We start from the raw sequence: 22,819 nt of genomic DNA, 5'->3' as shown, positions 1-22,819 counted from the left end.
AGCCCCGCCCTCCGTCGCCGGGGTGACTCCGCTCTCCTCCGGAAGTCGGAGTTGGTTGGCGGCGGCAATCGTTCCTGGCGCCGATCACGGCCCCGACTGGATCGGGGGCCGGGCCCGCTGGGACGCTTGAGGGCATGAGCCATCTGCCCTGGCGCGCGGCCATGGAGCAGGCCCTGTACGGCCCGCAGGGGTTCTTCGTACGCGAAGACTCCGGACCCGCCGCGCACTTCCGCACCTCCGTCCACGCCTCGCCGCTCTTCGCCCAGGCGGTGCTGCGCCTGACCCGGTGGGTGGACGAGGCGCTGGACCGGCCGGAGCAGCTGACCGTCTGCGACGTCGGGGCGGGACGCGGCGAGTTGCTGCTCGCCCTCGGGGCGCAGGCCCGCGCGGCCGACCCGGGGCTGGCCGACCGGTTGCGGCTGGTCGCCGTGGAGCGGGCCGCGCGCCCGCGGGGGCTGCCGGCCTGGATCACCTGGACGGACCGGATCGAACCGGTCCCGGCGGGGCTGCTCTTCGCCAACGAGTGGCTGGACAACGTCCCCTGCGAGGTCGCCGAGACCGACGACGACGGCGTCCTGCGCTACGTGCTGGTCGATCCGGCGACGGGCGCGGAGCGGCCGGGCGGGCCGCTGGACGCGGCGGACGCGGCATGGCTGCGGGACTGGTTCCCCGGCGGGACGGCCGGTGGCACGCGGGGCACGCCGGTCGAGCGCGCGGAGCTCGGGCGGTGGCGGGACGAGGCCTGGACGGAGGCCGTCGGCGCGGTCGGACGCGGCCTCGCGGTCGCCGTCGACTACGCGCACACCCGGGCGGACCGGCCGCCCTTCGGCACGCTGACCGGCTACCGGGACGGACGCCAGGTCGACCCCGTCCCGGACGGCTCCTGCGACCTGACCGCCCACGTCGCCCTCGACGCCTGCCTCGACGCGGCGGCGCGGGCGAACCCGCGCGTCACCCACAGCCTGTGGACGACGCAGCGCGACGCGCTGCGCGCGCTCGGCGTGAGCGGCGCCCGGCCCCCGCTCGCGCTCGCGTCGAGCGACCCGGCCGCCTACGTGCGCGCCCTGGCCTCGGCCGGGGAGGCCGCCGAGCTGACCGCCGCCGCGGGCCTCGGCTCCTTCCTCTGGGGTGTTCAGGCCGTGGACATGCGGGACCTCCCGTCCCTCGGGGGATGGCAGACTCTGGTGTCATGACGGAGACGACGGTCGGCATCGGCGCAGGCGCGGGTCTGGCGGGCAGCGGCACGGAGCTGGGCACCAGCGACATGGTGCTGAACATCGGGCCGCAGCACCCCAGCACCCACGGCGTGCTCCGGCTGCGGCTGCGCCTGGACGGCGAACGCATCAGCGAGGCCGAGCCGATCATCGGCTACATGCACCGCGGCGCGGAGAAGCTCTTCGAGGCGCGCGACTACCGCCAGATCATCATGCTGGCCAACCGGCACGACTGGCTGTCGGCGTTCGCCAACGAACTGGGCGTCGTGCTGGCCGTCGAGCGGATGCTCGGCATGGAGGTCCCCGTCCGCGCCACCTGGACGCGCACCCTGCTGGCCGAGCTGAACCGGGTGCTGAACCACCTGATGTTCCTCGGCTCCTACCCGCTGGAACTGGGCGGGATCACCCCGATCTTCCACGCCTTCGACGAGCGCGAGCGGCTCCAGTCCGTCCTGGAGGAGGCCTCCGGCGGGCGCATGCACTACATGTTCAACCGCGTCGGCGGTCTGAAGGAGGACGTCCCGGCCGGCTGGTACGGCCGCGTCCGCGGCGCGGTCGCGGCGGTGCGGGCCCGGATGGACGTCTTCGACCGGCTGGTCCTCGGCAACGAGATCTTCCGCGCGCGCACGGCCGGTGTCGGCGTGCTCTCCCCCGAGCTGGTCCACGCCTACGGCGTGAGCGGTCCGATCGCCCGCGGCTCGGGCGTCGACTTCGACCTCCGCCGCGACGAGCCGTACCTCGCCTACGGCGAGCTGGCCGACGTGCTGCGGGTTCCGGTCCGTCAGACCGGCGACTGCCTGGCCCGCTTCGAGGTCCTGCTCGACCAGGTGCACAACAGCCTGGACCTCGCCGACGCCTGCCTGGACCGCATCGCGGAACTGCCGCAGGGCCCCGTCAACCAGCGCCTCCCCAAGGTCCTCAAGGCCCCCGAGGGCGCGACCTACGCCTGGACGGAGAACCCGCTGGGCATCAACGGCTACTACCTCGTCTCCCGGGGCGACAAGACGCCGTGGCGGCTGAAGCTGCGCTCGGCGTCCTTCAACAACCTCCAGGTCCTCAGCGAGGTGCTGCCGGGCACGCTGGTCCCGGACATGGTGGCCATCCTGGGCTCGCTGTTCTTCGTCGTGGGAGACGTCGACAAGTAGGCGAGGGACGCGCGGTCACACGGCGCGGATGGCGCGCACGTCGATCGGCTCCGTCTCGTCCTCGGCGGTGAGGTCGACGATCGCGTGCTCGGTGCGCTCGTGCGCGTGCGTGGGCAGGACCGAGGGGGCCTCGGGCGCGGCGACGTAGCGTGCCTGCGCCTCGGCGGCCTCGTCGCCGATGACGTCGGCCCCGTCGTGCTCGACCGCGGTCTGCTCCACTGCGGCCTGCTCCACTGCGGCCTGCTCGGCCGACGTGCCGAGCTTGCTGCCGATCGCCGCCTCCTGGCGGGAGAAGAAGTTGAACGCGCCCGTGGGCGTGCCGCCCTGGCGCGGGAGCGCCGACTGCGGGGCGACGGCCGCGGCGGGCCGCAGCGGCGGGAGCGCGGCGCGGGCCCAGGCCGGGGCGGGCTTGGCGGCCTCCGCGGCCTGCGGCTGCGCCGAGGGCTGCATGTAGGGCGCGACCAGCCCGCGCTCGCGCGGCGCCGGGGACTTCTCCGCGACGGCCGGCGCGGCCTCCGGGCTCTGGACGGCAGCGCTCGGGGCGGCGGGGTTCGGGCCTGCCGGGCTCGGCGCGCCGGCGCCGGTGGCAGGCGCGGTGGCAGGGGCGGCAGCGGCCGGTGCGGGCTTGGCCTTGGCGCCGGACTTGGTGCCGGCCTTGGTGAAGAACGAGCCCGACTCCGCCCCGTTCTGACCGGCGTTCGGACCGGCGTTCGGACCCACGCTCCGAGCGGTGCCCGCCTTGGGCGCGACCGCCGGCTCGAGCTGCTCGGCGGGACGCTCCTCCTTCGCGACCGTCGCCGGGAGGGTGGGCTGACGCAGGGCCAGGGTGCGGCTGGACTCGGACTGCTCGGCCCGGCGCTCCATCCAGCGCAGCGCGTTCGCGGCCTTGAGGTACGCGGCCGGGGTCGGCCGGGCGCCGCGCTTCGCGGCCTCCAGGGCCCGGGCCGTCTCGGCGTCGCGCAGGGCCTGGTCGGCGGCCGTGCGGGCGCGGTCGCGCAGGAGCTGCGCGTGGGCGGCCTCGGCGTGGGCGAGCTGGCTCCGCTGGGCGAGCACGCGCCGCTCCAGACGCTTGACCTGCTCCTCGGCGACCTCGGACTGGTACTCGAGCTCGGCGATGCGCTCCTCGAAGCGGGCCTCGTCGCGGACCCGTGCCGACTTCTCGGTGTCGAGATCGGCCTGGGCGGCGCTCTCCCGCTGCCGCAGCAGCACCGCGGCCGCGCAGGCGCCGACGCAGACGGCGGCCACCAGGATGCGCAGGACGCCGAGACTGCTGGTCAGCAGCGCGGCCGCGAAGGCGGCCAACGCCAGGACCGCGCAGGCGATCGACGGAAGCGCCCTGCCCAGGCGCGAGGCTTGACGGTGGCGACCACGAGACATGGCCAGAAATCTAGCGTGATCGTCCGACTTATGTCAGGCAGGGGGCCAAAGACACTCTTGACAGGCCCCAGAAATTGCCGGACACGTTCAATCCGGCGTCCGAAAACCGACGTTGGGCGCCCGCGCCTCAGTGCCGCTGCACCGCGTGGTCGCGGTCGTGGTCCTCGTCGTCCGGCAGACGGCAGACGCGCTGGAGCCACAGCCCGGCCGCCATCACGGCGACGCCGGCGATCACGGCGAACAGCGCCGTCAGCGCCTGGCCCTGGCGTGCCGGGGGGATGTCGGAGAGAGTGATCAGGAAGACGCCCAGGCCGCCGTAGACGCCCGTCACGAGGGCCGCGACCAGCGCGCTGGCCTGCCCCAGCACCAGCGCCCGCGCGGCGAAGAGCGGGTCGACGCCCTTGGCCCCGGCCTCACGTTCGCGTTGGGCGCGCAGCCGCCCGCGCAGCGTGATCGCCGCGGCGGCCAGCACCACCGCGATCACCGCGAGCACGATCGGCGCGGCGGCCGGAACGCCGGGCAGCGAACCGACCGAGTTCCACAGCCGGGCGCCCGCCCAGGACAGCACCCCGGCGACAAGCGTGGTCACGGCCAGCACGAGCGGGCGAAGCGGCTTCACAGCAGTCCCTCCAAGCAGGATCTGCTCCACCGTACCCGGGCGGGGACGGTGACCGGATGTCAGCGGCGTCCCCGCCCGGCACAGGGGTCAGCGCGGCAGGTGGAGGGTGAGGTCCTCGCGGCGGCGGACGCCCTCCTCGCCGACGGAGGCGAGCAGCTCGCCGACCTTGCCGTGGCCCGGCAGCTCGGCGTCCGGGTCCGCGTCGTTCCACGGCGCGAGCACGAAGCCGCGTTCGTGGGCGCGCGGGTGCGGCAGGATCAGCTCGGGGACGTCCTGCTCGACGCCCTCGTAGGCGACGATGTCGACGTCCAGGGTGCGCGGGCCCCAGCGGACCTCGCGGACGCGGCCGAAGGCGTCCTCGATGGCGTTGGCGCGTTCCAGCAGCGACTGCGGCGGGAGCGTGGTCTTCAGGACCAGCACGGCGTTGAGGTAGGCGGGCTGGTCCTCGGGGCCGCCGACGCCGTCCGTCTCGAAGACGGCGGAGACGGCCTTGACCCGGACGCCCGGGGTGTCCTCGAGCGCGTCGACGGCGCCCTGGAGGGTCTCCAGGCGGTTGCCGAGGTTGCTGCCGAGGGCGATCACCGCGCGGCGCGGGTTGTGCAGGGTGGTGTCGGCCGAGTCGACCGTGTCCTTGATCTCGGACGGGACCGGCGTGGCGATGGGATCGGGAGACATGGGGCTCATCCGCGACTCCGAACGATAGTGATGGTGACGTCGTCGAACGGGACGGTGATCGGCGCGTCGGGCTTGTGCACGGTGACCTCCACCTCCTGCACGGCGGCGTGGCTGAGGCACTGGTCGGCGATGCGCTGTGCAAGGGTCTCGATCAGATCGACCGGATCGCCGGTGACGATGCCCACGACCTCCTCGGCGATGACGCCGTAGTGGGCCGTCGCCTCCAGGTCGTCCCCGGAGGCGGCAGGGCGCGTGTCCAGGCCGAGCACCACGTCGACCACGAACGTCTGGCCGAGCTCACGCTCGCGCGGGAAGACGCCGTGGTGACCGCGGGCGCGCAGACCCTTGATCGCGATTCGGTCGAGCATGTTGCGAACACTCCCTGAGGTCCTGCTCTCCTACTGCGTACCGGTACGGCGCACCGGGGAGGACGCACGCGGGAGCGGCGCAGGCTTCATTGCCTACGGGCACCAAGCTACCTTGCAATACTGACAATCCCGCACGGTGCCCATTTGATTCCCAGGCGCTCGGACCTTCACCGGATGTGCCCGAAAAGATCACTCTTCCTCGTCGTCGCCGCCGGTCAGCACCGGTGAACCGTGGTGGGACCAGAGCCGCCAACCTTCACCCGTCCGTCGGAACAGGTTCGTGGCGACGACCTTTCCCCCGACCAGGGGACCGAGCTGGCCCTCCTCCTCCGCCTCGCCGCCGGAGAGGATGTTCTCGGTGCAGGTGACGAGCGCCACGTCGCCCAGCACCTCGACCTCGACGTCGGTGAGGAAGAACTGGATGTAGTCCGTGTGGGCCATGATCAGCGCGTAGGAGCGCAGCACCGAGGCCCGGCCGCGCAGCACCGGCCAGCCCGGGTGCACGCAGACGGCGCCGTGGACGTCGTCCGCGTCCGCGCCGGAGACCCAGACGTCCGTCAGCGCGTCGAGGTCGCCCGCCTCCAGGGCGGCGTAGAGGGCGTCGTTGGCCGCCAGGACGGCGTCGGCCTCGGCCTTGTTCCCGCGCGGGACGCCCGTCACCGCTCGTCCCGCCCTTCCTGCCCGTCCTGCCCGTCCTGCCCGTCGCGGGCGGCCCGCAGCGCCGCCTCGACGCGGACCGCGTCCGCGCTGGCCGCGACCTCGTGCACGCGCACCGCCCACGCCCCTGCGGCGGCGGCGAGCGCGGAGACGGCGGCGGTGGCCGCGTCGCGCTCCCTGGCCGGGCGGGGTTCGCCGGCGGCGTCGGCGAGCAGCGTGCCGAGGAAGCGCTTGCGCGAGGCGGCGACGAGCAGCGGGTGCCCGAGCCGGTTCCAGGCGTCGAGGCGGGCCAGCAGCGCCCAGTCGTCCTCGCGGGTCTTGGCGAAGCCGAGCCCCGGGTCGACGATCAGCTGCTCCGGCCGGACGCCGGCGGCCATGACGGCCTCGATCTGCCCCTCGACCTCGGCGACAACCTCGCGGACCACGTCCTCGTAGCGGGCCAGCGCGTCCATCTCGGTCGACTGACCGCGCCAGTGCATCACCACGAAGGGGACCCCGGTCTCGGCCGCGACCTTGACCATGTTCGCGTCGGCGCGACCGCCGCTCACGTCGTTGATCACCCTCGCCCCGGCGGCGACGGCCGCCTCGGCGACGGCGGCGCGCATGGTGTCCACGCTCACGGTCACCCCTGCGGCGGCGAGCCCCGTCACGACGGGGACGACCCGCCGCAGCTCCTCCTCCTCGGTGACCCGCTTGGCTCCGGGCCGGGTGGACTCCCCACCGACGTCGACCAGGTCCGCGCCCTGACCGACCAGGTCGATCCCGTGCGCGATCGCCTTGTCGGGGTCGAGCCACAGCCCGCCGTCCGAGAAGGAGTCCGGGGTCACGTTCACGATGCCCATGACCCCGCAGCGGCCCCAGTCGGCCAGTCCGGGAAGGTGTCGGTGCGGAGTCTGCATGCGTCGATTATCCCGCCGGGGGAGGTCGTGGACGTCCCTGAGGGTCACCGCTGGGCGGGCACCGTGATCGCGGCGTTCGGCTCCGGCCGGACCTTCTGGAAGCGGCGCAGCGACTTCGGCAGCTCCATGACGATGAACGCCTCCGCCTGGAGCGAGGCGATGCCGATGCGCGGCAGGTCGCCGGGGCCCGGGTAGACCAGGAAGCGCGGCTCCCAGATCGGGCGGAACTTCGCGTTGAACTTGTACAGCGACTCGATCTGGAACCACCGGGACAGGAAGACCAGCAGCCCGCGCCAGGCGCGCAGCACCGGGCCCGCGCCGATCCGCTCGCCGCGCGCCAGCGCACTGCGGAACATCGCGAAGTTCAGCGAGACGCGGTTCACGCCCAGCTCGGGGCAGGCCTGCAGCGCCTTGACGATCAGCAGCTCGTTCAGGCCGGGGTCGGCGTCGCGGTCGCGGCGCATCAGGTCGAGCGAGATGCCGTCCTTGCCCCACGGCACGAAGTGCAGCACCGCCCGGATGTCCGAAGTCCCCTCCGGTGCGCCCTCGATGGCCTTGTGGGCGGTGACCACGACGCAGCCCTCGTCGCGGATGTCGCCGAAGCGGCCGAGCGCCATGGAGAAGCCGCGCTCGGTCTCGGTGCCGCGCCAGGCGTCCGCGGCGTGGCGGATCGCGTCGCGCTCCTGCGCGTCCAGGGCCTCGACGCGGCGGACCCGGCACTCGTAGCCGGCCCGCTCGATGCGCTTGACCATCTGGCGGACGTTGCGCATCGCGCGGCCCTCCAGGGTGAAGTCCTCGACCTCGACGATCGCCTCGTCGCCGATCTCCAGGGCGTCCAGGCCCGCCTCGCGGGTCCAGACCTCGCCGCCCTGCTCGCTGCAGCCCATGACCGCCGGGACCCAGGCGTGCTTGTGGGCCTCCTCCATGAAGACCTTGATCGCGCCGGGCCACGCCTCGACGTCGCCGATCGGGTCGCCGGAGGCGAGCATGACGCCCGAGACGACGCGGTAGGCGATGGCGGCCTTGCCGGTCGGCGAGAAGAGCACGCTCTTGTCGCGGCGCAGCGCGAAGTAGCCGAGGGAGTCGCGGGCGCCGTGCTTGGTCAGCAGCTCGCGGACGTGCTGCTCCTCGGTGGCGTCCAGCACCGCGAACGGCTTGGACGGGCGCAGCGCCAGCCAGATCGTGCTGACGGCGGTGAAGAAGCCGAGGCCCGCGAGCGAGTAGTAGACCAGGTCGCCGGTGCGGCTGCCGGTGTAGTGGATCGGACCGCCGACGCCGACCAGGCCCCAGAAGACCTCCCAGAACCGCTCGCGCAGCGACGGGTCGCCGACCGTCGTCCGGGCGTGGGCACTGACGATGATCATGCCGAGCCCGAAGCTCAGCACCAGCATCACCACGAAGTTGACCGCCGCGCGCCAGCGCGTGCGCGGGTCCGAAAGCGCGTAGAACTCACGGTGGTTGAGCAGCAGGACGACCCAGACCACGAGCGTGATCACCGCGGTGCCGGTGTGGTGCCAGCGCAGCAGCTCCATCACGAAGCCGACCGGCAGCAGCACCGCGACCGCCCGGAAGGCGCGCAGCTTACGGCGGCGCAGCGCGTGCGCCAGCATGATCAGCACGATGCCGATGACGAGCGAGAGCGCCGTCGCGACGGTGGTCACCGTGCCCGGCAGCAGCGTCGCGAGCTTGTGCATCCGGCTCTCGCGGATGTGCGGGGCGACGCCCGCGACGATGTCGAAGAGACCGATCAGGGCTGTGGCGAAGCCCACGGCTCGGGGCACCCATGGGCGGGAGACCTTGGGGATCGGCAGGCCCTTGCGGGTCGGTCGCTCGGTGGCCACGGGTTCACTCATGGGAGGACAGCGTAGACGCACAGGTAAGGACTGAGTCTCACGCGAGGGTGTCCCAGGTGATGACATGTAATGAATGGGTCACACATACGACTTTCGATGCTGTCTCCCAGGTGACGCTCAGGCATGCTGGTACGTCGGGCCGGGCCACACCCCCGCGCCCGCCCGCCCCGGCACCCCGGGCGCGGGTCGCAGGACGAAGGCGTAGGCACGGGGAATGGGTCTCACCAGCAAGAAACTGGAGCTGCTGATCGCGCTGCTGGCACTCGCCAGCTTCGTGGGAACGGTCTACCTCTGGCCCCGACTGAGCGGCCGGAACTGGAAGGCCGTGCTCGGGCGGGTCGGCACGCTGCTGCTGAGTCAGGTGCTCAGCCTGATGGCACTGGCGCTGGTGGCCAACAACTGGGGCGGCTTCTACAGCTCCTTCAGCGACCTGTTCGGCACCGACCAGGGCGCGACCCCGACCATCGTCGACCACAGCAAGCCGGCCTCCGACGGCCGTGGCATGGGCGGCGTCTCCGTCCAGGGCAGCAAGCCGGTGGCGCTCCAGCTGGGCGGCGCGGCGGCGGGCGCCAAGGGCGGCACGGTGGAGCAGGTCACCATCCACGGCGGCAGCACCGGCCTCGACGAGGACGGCTACGTCTACCTGCCGGCCGCCTACAAGGACCCGGCGTACAAGGACAAGAAGTTCCCCGTCGTGGTCGTCTTCACCGGCTACCCGGGCACCCCGGAGAACCTGATCTCCCGGATGAAGTACCCGACGATCGCCGCGCAGTCGATCTACCAGAAGAAGATGCCGCCCACGGTCATGGTGCTGCTGCGCCCCTCGGTCGCGATGCCGCGCGACAACGAGTGCCAGGACATACCCGGGGGCCCGCAGGCGCAGACCTTCTTCGCCAAGGACCTGCCCCGGGCCCTCGCCACCACCTACAACGTCTCCACCGACGGCAAGGCGTGGGGCGTGATCGGTGACTCGACCGGCGGCTACTGCGCCCTCTCGCTCGCCATGCGCGAGCCCGGCTCCTTCGCCGCGGCGGCCTCGCTCTCCGGCTACTACAAGGCCGCCGAGGACTCCACCACCGGCGACCTGTTCGGCGGCAGCCAGGCGCTGCGCAACCAGGCCGACCTGATGTGGCGGGTGCAGCACCTGCCCGCCGTGCCGGTCTCCCTGCTGGTGACCAGCAGCAAGACCGAGAGCGACTACAAGGCCACCGAGGCCTTCATCAAGGCGGTGACGGCCAAGCCGCCGTTCCAGATCTCCTCGCTCTACCTCACCAGCGGCGGCCACAACTTCAACACCTGGAACCAGGAGACGCCGCTGGCGCTCCCGTGGGTCGCCGGCAAGCTCGCCGTCCCCACCTCCGTGGGCGCCTGACCCGCTCCTCTTCGCTCCCCTCCGTCGTTGAGCACCGGGAAGGTGGAACGGCGGAACGGGGAACAGGCGGATGGAGCTGACCAGCGGCGCGCTGCTCTGGACGGTCCTCGGGATCACCGTGCTGGTCACGGCGGCGACGGTGTGGCTGTGGCCGCGTCTGGCGCGGTCCGGCCGGCTCTTCGTCCTGGCCCGGCTGGGCGCGCTGCTGACCGCGCAGCTCGGCCTGGTGCTGGCCGCGGCGCTGATGATCAACGGCTACGGCGACTTCTACCCCACCTGGGGTGATCTGCTCGGCGCGGACCAGCAGGTCACCTTCGGCCCCTCCACCGGGCCGAGCGGCGACACGCTCCCCCTGGCGCACGGCTCGCGCCTGGTCCGCCCGGACGGAGCCGCCCCCGCGTTCCGGTCCGGCCCGCCGTCCGTCGTCGGCCAGGTCTCCACGGTCCGGCTGCTCGGCCCGCGCACGGGCCTGCGCCAGCAGGCGTACGTGTACCTGCCGCCGCAGTACTTCCAGCCGGCCTACGCACACACCAGCTTCCCGGTCGTGCTGATGATGACCGGCTTCCCCGGCACCATCCAGACCACGCTGGACCGGCTGAACCCGCCCCGCCAGGCCTCCGGCCTGATGGCCTCCGGCCGGATGCGCCCGACGGTGCTGGTGCTGATCTCGCAGAACGTGGCCCTGCCCCGGGACACCAACTGCGTCGACTCCGTCGGCGGCCCGCGCGTGGAGACGTACCTCACCGAGGAGGTCCCGGCGGCGCTGCGCTCGGCGTACCGGCTGCTGCCCGGCGCCGACGCCTGGGCGGTGGAGGGCTACTCGGAGGGCGGCACCTGCGCGCTGGCCTTCGGTCTGCGCCACCCGTCCGTCTTCGGCGTCGTCGCCGACCTGGGCGGCGACTACGGTCTCTACGAGAACCGTCAGACCGGGGTGCTGTTCGGGCCTCCCGGCCCGGAGCGCGACCGCCTGGTCCAGGAGGGCGACTTCGGCTGGCGGCTCGCCAACCTCCCGGCGCCGCCGATCAGCGTGCTGCTCGGCACCTCGGTCAGGGACCGCGACTACCCGGCGACGAAGCGGTTCCTCTCGCTGGTGCACGCGCCGATGCGGGCGACGCCGATGCTGCTCGCCTCGGGCGGCCACAACTTCGGCACCTGGGCCGTGGAGCAGGCGCCGATGCTGGAGTGGATCAGCGAGCAGCTGGCCGGCGCCCGATGACCGCCGACGGGCGCCGGCTGAGAGCTAGCGCCCGATGATGAGGCTCATCGCCTCGGCGCGGGTCTTGCCGTCGCGCAGCTGGCCGCGGACGGCGGAGGTCATCGTCTTCGCGCCCGGCTTGCGGATGCCGCGCACGGACATGCACATGTGCTCGGCCTCGACGACCACGATCACGCCGCGTGCCTCGAGGATCCGCATGAGCGAGTCCGCGATCTGCGTCGTCAGCCGCTCCTGGACCTGCGGGCGGCGGGCGAACACGTCCACCAGGCGGGCCAGCTTGGACAGGCCGGTGATCTTGCCGTTCTCCGCCGGGATGTACCCGACGTGCGCGACGCCGTGGAACGGCAGCAGGTGGTGCTCGCAGCAGGAGACCAGCTCGATGTCCTTCACCAGGACCAGCTCGTCGTGGCCCAGGTCGAAGACGGTCGTCAGCACGTCCTCGGGCTTCTGGTAGAGCCCCGCGAATATCTCCTTGTAGGCGCGCGCTACGCGCGCCGGGGTCTCCTGCAGGCCCTCTCGCTCCGGGTCCTCCCCCACGGCGATGAGCAGCTCGCGGATCGCGTCCTCGGCCCGCTTCTGGTCGAACTCCCGGACGGCTCCGGTCGAACCCTCGATGGTCACCGGATCGATCATGAGTAGTGCTCCTCGGCTGGAAGTTCGAAACAAAAGAACGCTGCCCCAAGGCTAAAGCCTCGGGGCAGCGTGAACATTTCCGGTCTCAGACCACGGCCACGGCCGTCACAGCTCGGGCTGCTCCAGGTTGGTGGTCGTGTCCAGCGGACCCACGGTGTCGGAGACGCCGTTGGTCAGCGCCAGCTCGCGCGGCGACTGCACCGGCGGGCGGGTGGACGGCGCCCGACGCGGCGAGCCGGTCCAGGCCGGACGCGGCGGCCGCTTGACGATCGGGGCGAAGATCTCGGCGAGCTGCTCCTTGTTCAGGGTCTCCTTGTCCAGGAGCTCCAGCACCAGGTTGTCCAGCACGTCGCGGTTCTCGACCAGGATCTCCCACGCCTCGTTGTGGGCGTTCTCGATCAGCTTCTTGACCTCCTCGTCCACCAGGGCGGCGACCTCTTCCGAGTAGTCGCGCTGGTGGCCCATCTCACGGCCCAGGAAGGGCTCGGAGGAGTCGGTCCCGAACTTGATCGCGCCCAGGCGCTCGGTCATGCCGTACTGGGTGACCATGGCCCGTGCGGTGCCGGTCGCCTTCTCGATGTCGTTGGACGCGCCGGTGGTCGGGTCGTGGAAGACCAGCTCCTCCGCCGCGCGACCGCCCATCATGTAGGCGAGCTGGTCGAGCATCTCGTTGCGGGTGGTCGAGTACTTGTCCTCGTCCGGCAGCACCATCGTGTAGCCGAGGGCGCGGCCGCGGGAGAGGATCGTGACCTTGTGCACCGGGTCGCTGTTCGGCGAGGCCGCCGCGACCAGGGCGTGACCGCCCTCGTGGTACGCGGTGATCTTCTTCTCCTTGTCGGACATGATCCGCGTGCGCTTCTGCGGACCCGCCACGACGCGGTCGATCGCCTCGTCCAGGACGGTGTTGTCGATCAGCTTCTTGTCGCTGCGCGCGGTGAGCAGCGCGGCCTCGTTGAGGACGTTGCTCAGGTCGGCGCCGGTGAAGCCGGGGGTGCGGCGGGCGACGGCCATGAGGTCGACGTCCGGGGCGACCGGCTTGCCCTTCTGGTGGACCTTGAGGATCTCCAGACGGCCGGTGAGGTCCGGACGGTCGACCGCGATCTGGCGGTCGAAGCGGCCCGGGCGCAGCAGCGCCGGGTCGAGGATGTCGGGACGGTTGGTCGCCGCGATCAGGATCACGCCGCCCTTCACGTCGAAGCCGTCCATCTCGACCAGCAGCTGGTTGAGGGTCTGCTCACGCTCGTCGTGACCGCCGCCGAGGCCGGCGCCGCGGTGGCGGCCGACCGCGTCGATCTCGTCGACGAAGACGATCGCCGGGGCGTTCGCCTTGGCCTGCTCGAACAGGTCGCGGACGCGGCTGGCGCCGACACCCACGAACATCTCGACGAAGTCGGAGCCGGAGATCGAGTAGAACGGCACGCCCGCCTCGCCGGCCACGGCACGGGCGAGCAGGGTCTTACCGGTTCCGGGCGGGCCGTAGAGCAGCACACCCTTGGGGATCTTGGCGCCGACGGCCTGGAACTTGGCCGGCTCCTGCAGGAACTCCTTGATCTCCTGGAGCTCCTCGACGGCCTCGTCGGCACCCGCGACGTCCGAGAACGTCGTCTTCGGGGTGTCCTTGGTGATGAGCTTCGCCTTGGACTTGCCGAACTGCATGACGCGCGAGCCGCCGCCCTGCATCTGGTTCATCAGCAGCAGGAACACGCCGACGATCAGCACGAACGGCAGCAGCGAGATCAGAATGCCCAGGAAGGCGTTCTGCTTGTCCACCTTGACGGTGTAGCTCGGCAGCTTGCCGCTCGCGACGTCCTGCTGCAGGTCGGTCTGCAGCGTCGCCGCGAACTGGTCGGAGGCGTAGGGGGCCTGGATCATGTTCGTGCCGTCGACGGACTGGCCGTCCTTCAGCTGAACCTTGATCATCTGGCTGTCACCGGTCGTGACCTGGACCGACTGGGCCTGACCCGCGTTGATCGCGCTGATGACCTTGCTGGTGTCCTCGGTCTTGTAGCCCTGGGCCGAAGACACCACCTGCATCAGCACGACGATGGCGAGGACAGCCAGCACGATCCACATCACCGGCGCACGGAAGTATCGCTTCACGTCCATCCATGCGGGGCGACCCTGGCCGCCCCGTCCCTCCTGCCACTAAGTGCGGCACCCTCGGCCCTGCGGCCGGTGATGCGTCCTATGTCTGTGTTTGTCCTCGACCGTCCCCGGTAGGAACAGCGAATTATTGGACGGTACCGCAGCCATTCTCCATGTGAACGGTTGCGTTCCCGTGTCAAACGGCTCTTCCCAGGGTCCAACGGAGGGAAACCGGGCACTGTTCCCGCCGCCCTGGAGCAATCCGCCCGGGCTCAGCCGCCGTAGACGTGCGGGGCCAGCGTGCCGACGAAGGGCAGGTTACGGAACTTCTCCGCGTAGTCCAGCCCGTAGCCGACGACGAACTCGTTCGGGATGTCGAAACCGACGTACCTGACGTCGATCGACACCTTGGCCGCGTCCGGCTTGCGCAGCAGCGTGCAGACCTCCAGCGAGGCGGGGTTGCGCGACTGGAGGTTGCTGAGCAGCCAGGACAGCGTCAGACCGGAGTCGATGATGTCCTCGACGATCAGCACGTCGCGGCCGGAGATGTCGGTGTCCAGGTCCTTGAGGATGCGGACTACGCCGGAGGACTTGGTGCCCATCCCGTAGGAGGAGACCGCCATCCAGTCCATGGTGACATCGGAGTGCAGCGTCCGGGCCAGGTCGGCCATCACCATGACCGCGCCCTTGAGCACGCCCACGATGAGCAGATCCTTGCCCGCGTAGTCACGGTCGATCTCCGCACCGAGCTCGAGCAGCTTGGCGTCGATCTCGTCCTTGCTGATGAGCACCTTGGCAAGGTCGGTGCCCATGTCCTTCTCGTCCACCCGCGCTACTTCCTCGAAGCTGGATTCCGCAGAGGCGTCCCTGCGCCTGCGTTCCTCAACCTTACGGGAGCGTCGGAAGTCTCAGACGCGCCGGAAGGCCAGCAGGCCGCCCCGGCGGCTCATCCGGACGCTGCCGGGCAGATGCACCGGCCCCTGCCCGTGCCAGGCGGTGACCAATTGGTCCATGGCCTCGACATGGCGGGCGAAGAGCTCCCCGCCCGGGGAACCGGCGGCCAGCGCGGCCCGGCGCAGCACCCGGCGGCGGACCGCGGCGGGCAGGTCGGCCAGGCGCGCGCAGTCGAGGCCGTCCGGGCGGGTGATCTCCGTCTCCACCCGGGCCGCCCACGCGTCGAGGGCGTCGGCGTCGTCGCGGAAGAGCCGGGCGGTGCGGGCCAGGGCCTCGACCACGCCGCCGCCGAGGTGCTTCTCCAGCACCGGCAGCACCTCGTGGCGGACCCGGGCGCGGGTGTAGGCGGGGTCGGTGTTGTGCGGGTCGTCCCAGACCGGCAGGTCGAGCACGTGGCAGGCGGCGCGGGTGGTGGCCCGGTCGAGCTCGAGGAAGGGGCGGCGGTAGCGTCCGGCGACGACGGGCATGCCGCTGAGCGAGCGGGTGCCGCTGCCGCGGGCGAGGCCGAGCAGGACGGTCTCGGCCTGGTCGTCGCGGGTGTGGCCGAGGAGCACGGCGCGGGCGCCGTGGCGTTCGGCGGCGGCCTCCAGCGCGGCGTAGCGGGCGTCCCGCGCGGCCGCCTCGGGGCCGCCGTGGCCGCGGGCGGCAGGCACGTTCACGCCGAGCGCGTCGACCGGGTCGAGGCCGAGGTCGCGCAGGCGCGCGGCGACCTCCACGGCCCGGGCGGTGGAGCCGGTCTGGAGCCCGTGGTCGACGGTCACCGCGCCGGCGCGGAGGCCCAGCTTGGCTGCCTCGAAGACGGTGGCGGCGGCGAGGGCCATCGAGTCGGCCCCGCCGGAGCAGGCCACCAGCACGAGCGGCGCGGAGGGCGCCGGCTTCGGGCGGGGCCTGCGGTACTTCGCGTGCCGCGGGTCGACGTCGCCCACGGAGCGGATGAACTGCGGGGGTACGGCGGCTTCGTTCCCGGGGGCGCGGCTCCCGGGGGCGAAAGTGGCGGGAACCTCGTCGGAGAACTCGGCGAGTACCCGGCGCACCGCCAGGCGTATCGCCGCTACCGCGGGATGGGGGCCCATGACCGATCACTCCTCAGGGCGGGTGGACTGCCGCATCGTCTCACACCCAGAGTGACCGGGATGTTGCGCATCGTCGCAGAAGTCACCGACGACACGCGGAGGCGTCGTCGTCCCGCAGTACCGGTTCGATCGGACGAGTGAATGCCGAAACGTTTCGGCGAGGCGGTCCCCCGTCCCGCCGGTCGCGGTCTGACGCCGCCTCAGCGGTGCATCCGGGCCACCCAGGCGGCCGGGTTGTGGATCTCCTCCTTCGTGGGGAGGGTGTTCGGGGACGTCCAGACCTTGTTGAAGCCCTCCATCCCGACGGCGTCCAGGACGGCGTTCACGAAGACGGCCCCGTCCTGGTACTGACGCAGCTTCGCGTCCATGCCGAGCAGACGCCGCAGCAGCTGGTCCATGCGGCTCGCGCCCTTGGCGCGCCGCTGCTGGAACTTCTCGCGGATCTCGCCGACGGTCGGCACGACCTGCGGCCCCACCCCGTCCATCACCACGTCGGCGTGACCCTCCAGCAGCGACATGACGGCCGTCAGCCGTCCCAGGATCTCCCGCTGGGTGGGCGTCTGCACGACCTCGACCAGGTTCTCCGGCTTCTGCCCGCCCTCGGTCAGGGCCTCGCGCAGCCGCTCGAAGAGCGTGCCCGGGTCGATCTCGGTCTCGGCCAGGAACGCCTGGATCTCCCCCTCGATGTGGTCCCGCAGCCAGGGCACCGCCGTGAACTGGGTCCGGTGGGTCTCCTCGTGCAGGCACACCCACAGCCGGAAGTCGTGCGGGTCCACGTCCAGCTCCCGCTCGACGGAGACGATGTTCGGCGCGACCAGCAGCAGCCGACCCGGCGGGGTGGCCGGCCGGCCGTCCTCGAGCGCGGAGAGGTCGGCCGGCACGTCCGCCGGCGCGAAGGTCTCGTACTGCCCGAGCACCTTGGTGGACAGGAACGACAGCACCAGCCCGAGCTCGACGCCGGTCATCTTGCTGCCGACCGCGCTCATCGCCACCCCGCCGGGAAGGTTCGCCCGGCGCGCGGCGAGCCTGCCCGTCAGCGGGCTGATGACGGTCCGGAACCCGGCCACGTTCGCCTTGATCCACCCCGGCCGGTCCACGACGAGCACGGGGGTGTCACTCTCCGGAGCGCCCATGCGCGTGTACGCGCGCACGTGCTCCTCGGCCTCGCGCGCGTGGACGCGCAGCTCGGCCACGACAGCCCGAGCCTCCTCCCGCGTGACCTCCGGCCCGGGCCGCACCAGGCGGGTGGCCGTGGCGACCGCGAGGTCCCAGTCGATCATGTCCGTGCCGTTGCTGCTGCTGCCGCTGGCGCTCGTCATGCGTTCAACCGTACGTTCTCCCGGCCGGTTCGGGCAGCAGCGTCGCACGATCGAGGAGTCGCATCGCCCGGCGTCCCTCCCGCCGGTCCTCGCCCGCCGCTCGCCTGCCGACCCGCCTGACTACCCGCAGCCGCAGGCCGCCAGGCGCGAGGCCAGCACGTCGAGTGCCGCGCGCGCCGGGTCCTGCAGGCCGCTCCCGTTGGACATGAAGGCGAAGGCCAGCAGTCGGCCGCTGCGGTCCACCACCAGCCCCGCCAGGGTGTTGACGGTCTGCAGGGTGCCCGTCTTCGCCCGGACGATGCCGAGTCCGGCCTCGCTGCCGGCGCCGCCGTAGCGGTTGTCGAGGGTGCCGGTGAAGCCCGCGATCGGCAGACCGCTGATGACGCTGCGGAGCTCCGGATGGGCCGGGGAGGCGTCCAGGACCAGCAGCTGCGTCAGGACGGCCGCGGGGATGCCGTCGTCCTCGCTGAGGCCGCTGGAGTCGGCCAGGTGGGTCGTGCCGAGCCGGATGCCCAGCTGGGTGAGCCTCGCCGTCACCGCCGCCGCGGCGTTGGTGAACGTGGCGGGCTTGCCGGAGGCGAGGGCGACGGCGTGGCCGAGGGCCTCAGCGACGTCGTTGTCGCTGTCGGTCAGCATCCGCTCGACGATGTCGCTCAGCGGCGCGCTCTGGACCTGGGCGACCTGCGGGGCGTTCGCCGGAGCGGCCCCCTGGGACGGGGAGGTGTCGACGTCGACGCCGTCCGCCGCCAGCGCCGCGGCGAACACGGTCGCGGCGTGCGCGGCCGGATCGGAGTAGCGGGGGGCGTCCTCCGTGCTGGTCGGGTCGAGGCGACCCTCGTCGGCGGTGAGGGCCTGGACCAGGGCGATGTTCCCGTTGACTCCGATGGGGTGCAGGGCGGGCGCGGAGAAGAGCGAGATGTCGTAGCGCAGCTGGATCCGCTGGTGCCCGCCGCCGGAGGGCGAGCCGCTCGCCGCGGCGGACGGGCTCGCCGGGGCGGCCCGCAGTGCGGCGGCCGTCGCCGCCGCGAGGGCGGTGAGACTGTCGGGACCGCTCGACGCGGTCAGCGTCGGGTCGCCGCCACCGACCAGGGTCAGGCCCGTGGCCGCGTCGCCGACGACCTTGGTGGTGAAGCGGTGGTCCGGCCCCAGCAGGCTCAGCGCGGCGGTCGCGGTGGCGATCTTGTTCGTGGAGGCGGGCTTCTGGGGCTGGTCCGCGCCGACGCTGTAGAGGGTGCGGCCGTCGCTGACGTCCACGACGGAGGCGGTGACATCGCCGAGCACGGAGACGCCCATCGGCCCGGCGAGCGCGGCCCTGAGGCCGGAGCCGGTCGGCAGCGTGCCGGACGCGCTCGCCGGGGCGAGCACGTCGGCGGCGTCGTGCCAGGCCGGACCGACGGGCTTGGGCGCGGTCGGGCGCCCTCCCGGGTGGGCCGCGACGGAGGGACGCCCCGCGGCGAGCGCCCGCTCGCTCACCCGCTGGCCGCCCTGCCAGGGCCCGGCCACCGCGATGCTGACGACGGCCAGCACAAGCCCACTGCCTGCGGCGACGCCGACGACCCAACGCGTCGGCGCGTACGCGTACCGCCGCCCGTACCGCTTCCCGTACCGCACGCCGTACGGTCGCCCGTACTGCTGCCACGCCCGCTCGGCCGAACGCAGCGCGGACGCGCGTATCGGCTCCGTCCGCTCCGCCGCCTGCCGTGCGGCCTGCATCGCGACACGTCTCGCCGCCGCGACCGCCCGGCCTCCACGGTCCGCCCAGTTGCCCATCCGGCCCTTCCCCATTCCTGAGCACTCCACGCCGTAGGAGACACTATTGGCTGCAACCACTGATATTGGAGGAGAGCTGTGGAGTTCGACGTCACGATCGAGATCCCGAAGGGTTCGCGGAACAAGTACGAGGTCGACCACGAGACTGGTCGCATCTACCTCGACCGCATGCTCTTCACCTCGACCCGCTACCCGGCCGACTACGGCTTCGTCGACGGGACCCTCGGCGAGGACGGCGACCCGCTGGACGCGCTCGTCATCCTGGAGGAGCCCACCTTCCCCGGCTGCGTCATCAAGTGCCGCGCCATCGGGATGTTCCACATGACCGACGAGGCGGGCGGCGACGACAAGCTGCTCTGCGTCCCGGCCTCGGACCCGCGCTGGGAGCACCTGCGCGACATCCACCACGTCTCGGAGTTCGACCGCCTCGAGATCCAGCACTTCTTCGAGGTCTACAAGGACCTGGAGCCGGGCAAGTCCGTCGAGGGCGCCCACTGGGTCGGCCGCCAGGAGGCGGAGGAGGAGATCACCAACTCCATCAAGCGCCTCGCCGAGTCCGGCAAGAGCCACCACTGACCAGCGGGAACACGTGAGCCCAGCAGCCGTCCGGCTGCTGGGCTCACGTCGTTGGAGCCCGGCTCCGGCCTCCGAGACGCGCGGGAGACGTCTCCATCCGCGGGCCATGGGACGCCGGGCCGCCCGTGGGCCCGTTGGCCCGCTCCGGATGAGACGGGGCTGAGACGGCGCTGAGACGCTCGATCGAGGTTGTCGGCACCGGCTGCGGCCTGCGACGGTGATGAAGCGCCGCAGAGGTCACCGTGTCCTGCCCGATGACCTCGGCGCCTTCCAGCGAATCCGACTCATCGGGGGAACACCCATGCGCATCGCCCGTACCGCCAAGATCGCCGCCGTGGCCGTCGCCATTCCGGCGCTGATGCTGGCCACCTCCAGCAGTGCCTCGGCCAGCGACCGCGGCTCCTCGCTCCGCAAGGGGCAGACCCTCTACGCCGGGGACTACATCTGGCGTCTCAACAACAGCGGAAACGCCGCCGTGCTGCTGGAGATGCAGCCGGACGGCAACCTGGTGGAGTACGTCTCCATCGACTCCAGCCCCACCGACGCCGGTCAGGCGTGCTGGGCCACGGGCACCAACGGTTCGGGAGCGACGCACGCGACCTACCAGTCCGACGGGAACTTCGTCCTCTACACCGACTCGGGCAGGGCCGTCTGGGCCAGCAACACCCAGGGGAAGTCCGGGAACAGCGTCGACATCAACTGGCGCGGCATCGTCTACGCCGGCGCCACGGCGATCAGCTCCAACAACTGCCAGAACTGGACCTCCTGACGCCGCGCCCCCTCCCCGTCCGGGGAGGGGGCGCCTCAGGCCTTGTAGAGGTCGAGGTCGTCGTTCATGAACAGCTGCACATAGCCGCAGTTCCAGCAGATGAGGCCGGTGGCCGACTCGTTCGCCCACCCCAGGTTGAGCAGCTCCATCCCGGAGCTGTTCAGCTTCACCTCGCGGTCGCGGAAGACGTCACCGCCGCAGAAGCCGCACGTGATCCACTTGTCCCCGATCGCCGCGCGCACGGGCTTGGCCATGCTCTCCCACCCTCACCTTTCCTGCGGTCCGCCCGCTCCGGGACGCCCGCTCCGGGGCGCCGGCGGCCAGCATAGGCGGTGTCATCCCGCTGATATGACAAATGTCCTGCCCGAGTCAGGACTCCTGTTTCTGCCGTGACAGCACCCGCCCGCGGGAAGCTCGTGGTCGTCAGGGAGAGACGACATCCAGGGGGAGACCATCATGGCGATCAGCCAGCTCGGCAGCACGTTCACCTTCAAGCGGACCGCGCAGCCTCCGCTGGAGCCGGGCGAGATCAAGCCGCTGTCGCCGTGGTTCTTCGCCTTCGAGGGACTGATGGGTGCGGCCTTCGACATCGTCAAGCTGCACCCGGACGCGTGGATGGCGCTGGTCGCGCTGGGCCTGGTCAACATGACGGTCGGATTCACCGTGTTCGGGCGTCGGCGCAAGCTGCTGCGGGCCATGCTGAAGAACGGCCGCAGCCGGAAGATCCTGGTCGGTCTGATCGCCCTGCGGGTGGGCGTCCACGCCGCGCTGGCCGCGCTCGGCACACAGGTCGAGGGGACGGCCGGGCACCTGGCGATGGCCGTGGCGATGACCGGCACGACGGTGGCGCTGCTCTGGTACGACCAGCGCGTGACGTTCCGTGCGCTCGGGCTGGCCCCCGCGGCGGCCGAGCCCCGGCACGTCTGAACCATGGACGGACGCCACCCGGCGTGTCACCGTGGCCGTCTCGGCTGAAGAGCGGAGACGGGGGTGCCATGCGGGGGTTGGCTGTCCTGTTACGGCCGGTACGGCTGTGGGCGCGACGGGTGCGGGCCCGCCAGGTGAGGTGGGCGCTGCTCGCGCGGGGACTCGGCGCGCTGGCCGGCGGCGCGCTCGCGCTGCCGGCGCTGCCCTGGCCGGTCCAACTGCTCGGCCTGGCCCTGGTCGGGGGTGCGGTGACCTACCCGCTGTGGACCGCACCGCATCACGGTGACCCGGACGCCCTGCGGTTCCGGCGGCGGCATCGGCGGATCGGGCTGCGGGCGGCGTGCCTGCTGCTGTTCGCCGCCGTGGCGGTGCCACTCGCGGGCGGTCCGGTCGCAGTGAGCCTCGTGCTCGCACTCGGCGCGCTCACGCTCCCCGCGCTCGAACCGCTGGTGTGGCGCCTGTGGCCGGAGCCGCTGCGGGCGGCGGTACGGCGGGCCCTGGCCGCCGAGCAGTACCTGGAGGCCATGATCGGGCCGGGCGTGCCGCCGCCGCGCCGCTCCCGGGCGGGCGTCTCTCCCGGCGGCGTCGAGGTGCGGCCCGTCGACACAGTCGGCACGGTCGGCACGGTCGGCAGGGCGAGGCGTCGGCTCACTCGTGCGACGCCGGGGCGGGCGCTGGTCGTCGCACCGATGAGCACGCGGGTGGCCTTCGACCCGGATGCGGGCTTCGCGGGCCGTCCACCGGCTCTGCCCGCCCGCCTGGGGAGGGGGCACAAGCCGGACAGGAACCGCTTCAACTGCCGCTGCGGCGATCGCCTGCTGCGATGGACCACGGCCACGCAGGAGCTGAGGCTGTACCACCCGACCGGCCAACTGGTGCTCCCGACCGTCGGCGCCCCGCCTCCCCCTGGGTCCGTGCCGGAGGTCCTGCGGGCGCACCCCGTCGCGGAGCTGGTCCTCTATCTGGAGCTCCGGCCACGCGAGCCGGCCCGGGAGAGCGTGCGCCTGGCCTTCCTGGACGCCGAAGGGCTCCGACTCTTCGAGCTGTCGGCCTGGACCTCCAGATGGAGCGACGTCGCGCGGCTCGCCGCCGCAGCGGGACTCGCCTTCGCGCGGTACCAACTGCCCACCGTGACCAAGTGGGAGCTGCCCGGCCGGTCCGGCCTGGTCAGTGACGCGCTCTTCCCCTGGCGCGCCGCGGCCTGGCGGGCGACCCGATCCTGGCGGCCCGGCGAGTAGGCCCTGGTCCGGCGGTGGTCAGGGGCGAGCGGCGGTCAGGGGCGGGCGGTGGTCAGGGGCGGGGGGTGAAAGTTTGGGGG

General features: G+C 72.2%; 22 protein-coding genes. 8 read left to right on the top strand and 14 right to left on the bottom strand.

From position 1 onward, the window contains the following. Positions 1 to 134: 134 nt before the first annotated feature. Positions 135 to 1,193: an SAM-dependent methyltransferase gene (locus TR50_RS26160; RefSeq protein ID WP_042426880.1), complete on the top strand. Its 1,059-nt coding sequence runs from the start codon at positions 135 to 137 to the stop codon at positions 1,191 to 1,193. Continuing rightward, complete coding sequence (locus TR50_RS26155) at positions 1,190 to 2,359, top strand: NADH-quinone oxidoreductase subunit D (protein WP_042426877.1); 1,170 nt, start codon at positions 1,190 to 1,192, stop codon at positions 2,357 to 2,359. Before TR50_RS26160 ends, TR50_RS26155 begins: the two co-directional genes overlap by 4 nt. Positions 2,360 to 2,374: 15 nt before the next feature. On the opposite strand, the gene TR50_RS26150 is transcribed toward TR50_RS26155, so the two are convergent. The 7 genes from TR50_RS26150 to TR50_RS26120 all read right to left on the bottom strand — a co-directional run bounded on the left by TR50_RS26150 (position 2,375) and on the right by TR50_RS26120 (position 8,807). Beyond that, entirely contained in the window at positions 2,375 to 3,736 is a 1,362-nt protein-coding gene (locus TR50_RS26150) for a hypothetical protein (RefSeq protein WP_152648646.1), read from the bottom strand. Positions 3,737 to 3,863: 127 nt separating this feature from the next. After that, positions 3,864 to 4,355: a DUF3180 domain-containing protein gene (locus TR50_RS26145; RefSeq protein ID WP_042426871.1), complete on the bottom strand. Its 492-nt coding sequence runs from the start codon at positions 4,353 to 4,355 to the stop codon at positions 3,864 to 3,866. A gap of 87 nt (positions 4,356 to 4,442) precedes the next feature. After that, complete coding sequence (gene folK / locus TR50_RS26140) at positions 4,443 to 5,030, bottom strand: 2-amino-4-hydroxy-6-hydroxymethyldihydropteridine diphosphokinase (RefSeq protein ID WP_042426868.1); 588 nt, start codon at positions 5,028 to 5,030, stop codon at positions 4,443 to 4,445. Between the two features lie 5 nt (positions 5,031 to 5,035). After that, on the bottom strand, positions 5,036 to 5,398 hold the full coding sequence (gene folB / locus TR50_RS26135) for a dihydroneopterin aldolase (protein ID WP_042426865.1): 363 nt from the start codon (positions 5,396 to 5,398) through the stop codon (positions 5,036 to 5,038). A gap of 189 nt (positions 5,399 to 5,587) precedes the next feature. Next, positions 5,588 to 6,058: a nuclear transport factor 2 family protein gene (locus TR50_RS26130; protein ID WP_042426861.1), complete on the bottom strand. Its 471-nt coding sequence runs from the start codon at positions 6,056 to 6,058 to the stop codon at positions 5,588 to 5,590. After that, positions 6,055 to 6,954, bottom strand: coding sequence for a dihydropteroate synthase (folP, locus tag TR50_RS26125; protein ID WP_042426858.1), 900 nt, complete (start codon positions 6,952 to 6,954; stop codon positions 6,055 to 6,057). The genes TR50_RS26130 and folP overlap by 4 nt, the downstream gene beginning before the upstream one ends. 44 nt (positions 6,955 to 6,998) lie before the next feature. Continuing rightward, positions 6,999 to 8,807, bottom strand: a complete 1,809-nt coding sequence (locus tag TR50_RS26120; RefSeq protein ID WP_042426850.1) for a phosphatidylglycerol lysyltransferase domain-containing protein — start codon at positions 8,805 to 8,807, stop codon at positions 6,999 to 7,001. A gap of 214 nt (positions 8,808 to 9,021) precedes the next feature. Here TR50_RS26120 and TR50_RS26115 point away from each other — a divergent pair, with 214 nt between their 5' ends. Both TR50_RS26115 and TR50_RS26110 read left to right on the top strand, forming a co-directional pair. Next, positions 9,022 to 10,179 carry an alpha/beta hydrolase gene (locus tag TR50_RS26115; protein WP_042426847.1) on the top strand — a complete coding sequence of 386 codons (1,158 nt, stop codon included), beginning with the start codon at positions 9,022 to 9,024 and terminating at the stop codon, positions 10,177 to 10,179. 70 nt (positions 10,180 to 10,249) lie between these two features. Continuing rightward, positions 10,250 to 11,395, top strand: coding sequence for an alpha/beta hydrolase (locus TR50_RS26110; RefSeq protein WP_042426844.1), 1,146 nt, complete (start codon positions 10,250 to 10,252; stop codon positions 11,393 to 11,395). Between the two features lie 24 nt (positions 11,396 to 11,419). On the opposite strand, the gene folE is transcribed toward TR50_RS26110, so the two are convergent. The 6 genes from folE to dacB form a co-directional block, all read right to left on the bottom strand. Further along, on the bottom strand, positions 11,420 to 12,028 hold the full coding sequence (gene folE / locus TR50_RS26105) for a GTP cyclohydrolase I FolE (RefSeq protein ID WP_042426841.1): 609 nt from the start codon (positions 12,026 to 12,028) through the stop codon (positions 11,420 to 11,422). Between the two features lie 105 nt (positions 12,029 to 12,133). Continuing rightward, positions 12,134 to 14,134 (bottom strand): ATP-dependent zinc metalloprotease FtsH, encoded by a 2,001-nt coding sequence (ftsH, locus tag TR50_RS26100; protein WP_042426838.1) that lies wholly within the window; start codon positions 14,132 to 14,134, stop codon positions 12,134 to 12,136. Between the two features lie 251 nt (positions 14,135 to 14,385). Beyond that, positions 14,386 to 14,940 carry a hypoxanthine phosphoribosyltransferase gene (hpt, locus tag TR50_RS26095; protein WP_042426835.1) on the bottom strand — a complete coding sequence of 185 codons (555 nt, stop codon included), beginning with the start codon at positions 14,938 to 14,940 and terminating at the stop codon, positions 14,386 to 14,388. A gap of 81 nt (positions 14,941 to 15,021) precedes the next feature. Next, positions 15,022 to 16,140 carry a tRNA lysidine(34) synthetase TilS gene (tilS, locus tag TR50_RS26090; protein WP_042426832.1) on the bottom strand — a complete coding sequence of 373 codons (1,119 nt, stop codon included), beginning with the start codon at positions 16,138 to 16,140 and terminating at the stop codon, positions 15,022 to 15,024. Positions 16,141 to 16,340: 200 nt separating this feature from the next. After that, a complete protein-coding gene (locus TR50_RS26085) occupies positions 16,341 to 17,459 on the bottom strand; it encodes a zinc-dependent metalloprotease (protein WP_042426829.1) in 1,119 nt (372 codons plus the stop codon). A 120-nt stretch (positions 17,460 to 17,579) separates the two neighbouring features. Continuing rightward, positions 17,580 to 19,244: a D-alanyl-D-alanine carboxypeptidase/D-alanyl-D-alanine endopeptidase gene (gene dacB, locus TR50_RS26080; RefSeq protein WP_152648645.1), complete on the bottom strand. Its 1,665-nt coding sequence runs from the start codon at positions 19,242 to 19,244 to the stop codon at positions 17,580 to 17,582. A gap of 63 nt (positions 19,245 to 19,307) precedes the next feature. Here dacB and TR50_RS26075 point away from each other — a divergent pair, with 63 nt between their 5' ends. Together TR50_RS26075 and TR50_RS26070 are read left to right on the top strand one after the other, a co-directional pair. Continuing rightward, complete coding sequence (locus TR50_RS26075) at positions 19,308 to 19,805, top strand: inorganic diphosphatase (protein WP_042426826.1); 498 nt, start codon at positions 19,308 to 19,310, stop codon at positions 19,803 to 19,805. A 301-nt stretch (positions 19,806 to 20,106) separates the two neighbouring features. Next, complete coding sequence (locus tag TR50_RS26070; protein ID WP_052441332.1) at positions 20,107 to 20,574, top strand: hypothetical protein; 468 nt, start codon at positions 20,107 to 20,109, stop codon at positions 20,572 to 20,574. A 35-nt stretch (positions 20,575 to 20,609) separates the two neighbouring features. Here the strand turns inward: TR50_RS26070 and TR50_RS26065 are convergent, their stop codons facing one another. Continuing rightward, on the bottom strand, positions 20,610 to 20,828 hold the full coding sequence (locus TR50_RS26065; protein ID WP_042426821.1) for a hypothetical protein: 219 nt from the start codon (positions 20,826 to 20,828) through the stop codon (positions 20,610 to 20,612). Between the two features lie 202 nt (positions 20,829 to 21,030). On the opposite strand from TR50_RS26065, the gene TR50_RS26060 reads away from it, so the two are divergent. Both TR50_RS26060 and TR50_RS26055 read left to right on the top strand, forming a co-directional pair. Further along, entirely contained in the window at positions 21,031 to 21,501 is a 471-nt protein-coding gene (locus TR50_RS26060; protein WP_042426820.1) for a hypothetical protein, read from the top strand. A 77-nt stretch (positions 21,502 to 21,578) separates the two neighbouring features. Continuing rightward, positions 21,579 to 22,739: a hypothetical protein gene (locus TR50_RS26055; protein ID WP_152648644.1), complete on the top strand. Its 1,161-nt coding sequence runs from the start codon at positions 21,579 to 21,581 to the stop codon at positions 22,737 to 22,739. Positions 22,740 to 22,819: the final 80 nt, after the last annotated feature.

Source organism: Streptacidiphilus anmyonensis (genome assembly GCF_000787855.1).
GTDB classification, from domain to species: domain Bacteria; phylum Actinomycetota; class Actinomycetes; order Streptomycetales; family Streptomycetaceae; genus Streptacidiphilus; species Streptacidiphilus anmyonensis.
Note: the sequence above shows the minus strand (reverse complement) of the source record. Positions and strands in the feature narration are given on the sequence as shown.

What these genes read in the sequence shown, in the direction of transcription:
- TR50_RS26160 (WP_042426880.1), top strand. Translation starts at nt 135, where the DNA reads ATGAGCCATCTGCCCTGGCGCGCGGCCATGGAGCAGGCCCTGTACGGC.
- TR50_RS26155 (WP_042426877.1), top strand. Translation starts at nt 1,190, where the DNA reads ATGACGGAGACGACGGTCGGCATCGGCGCAGGCGCGGGTCTGGCGGGC.
- TR50_RS26150 (WP_152648646.1), bottom strand. Translation starts at nt 3,736, where the DNA reads ATGTCTCGTGGTCGCCACCGTCAAGCCTCGCGCCTGGGCAGGGCGCTT.
- folK (WP_042426868.1), bottom strand. Translation starts at nt 5,030, where the DNA reads ATGTCTCCCGATCCCATCGCCACGCCGGTCCCGTCCGAGATCAAGGAC.
- folB (WP_042426865.1), bottom strand. Translation starts at nt 5,398, where the DNA reads ATGCTCGACCGAATCGCGATCAAGGGTCTGCGCGCCCGCGGTCACCAC.
- folP (WP_042426858.1), bottom strand. Translation starts at nt 6,954, where the DNA reads ATGCAGACTCCGCACCGACACCTTCCCGGACTGGCCGACTGGGGCCGC.
- TR50_RS26120 (WP_042426850.1), bottom strand. Translation starts at nt 8,807, where the DNA reads ATGAGTGAACCCGTGGCCACCGAGCGACCGACCCGCAAGGGCCTGCCG.
- TR50_RS26115 (WP_042426847.1), top strand. Translation starts at nt 9,022, where the DNA reads ATGGGTCTCACCAGCAAGAAACTGGAGCTGCTGATCGCGCTGCTGGCA.
- TR50_RS26110 (WP_042426844.1), top strand. Translation starts at nt 10,250, where the DNA reads ATGGAGCTGACCAGCGGCGCGCTGCTCTGGACGGTCCTCGGGATCACC.
- folE (WP_042426841.1), bottom strand. Translation starts at nt 12,028, where the DNA reads ATGATCGATCCGGTGACCATCGAGGGTTCGACCGGAGCCGTCCGGGAG.
- ftsH (WP_042426838.1), bottom strand. Translation starts at nt 14,134, where the DNA reads ATGGACGTGAAGCGATACTTCCGTGCGCCGGTGATGTGGATCGTGCTG.
- tilS (WP_042426832.1), bottom strand. Translation starts at nt 16,140, where the DNA reads ATGGGCCCCCATCCCGCGGTAGCGGCGATACGCCTGGCGGTGCGCCGG.
- TR50_RS26085 (WP_042426829.1), bottom strand. Translation starts at nt 17,459, where the DNA reads ATGACGAGCGCCAGCGGCAGCAGCAGCAACGGCACGGACATGATCGAC.
- dacB (WP_152648645.1), bottom strand. Translation starts at nt 19,244, where the DNA reads ATGGGGAAGGGCCGGATGGGCAACTGGGCGGACCGTGGAGGCCGGGCG.
- TR50_RS26070 (WP_052441332.1), top strand. Translation starts at nt 20,107, where the DNA reads ATGCGCATCGCCCGTACCGCCAAGATCGCCGCCGTGGCCGTCGCCATT.
- TR50_RS26065 (WP_042426821.1), bottom strand. Translation starts at nt 20,828, where the DNA reads ATGGCCAAGCCCGTGCGCGCGGCGATCGGGGACAAGTGGATCACGTGC.
- TR50_RS26060 (WP_042426820.1), top strand. Translation starts at nt 21,031, where the DNA reads ATGGCGATCAGCCAGCTCGGCAGCACGTTCACCTTCAAGCGGACCGCG.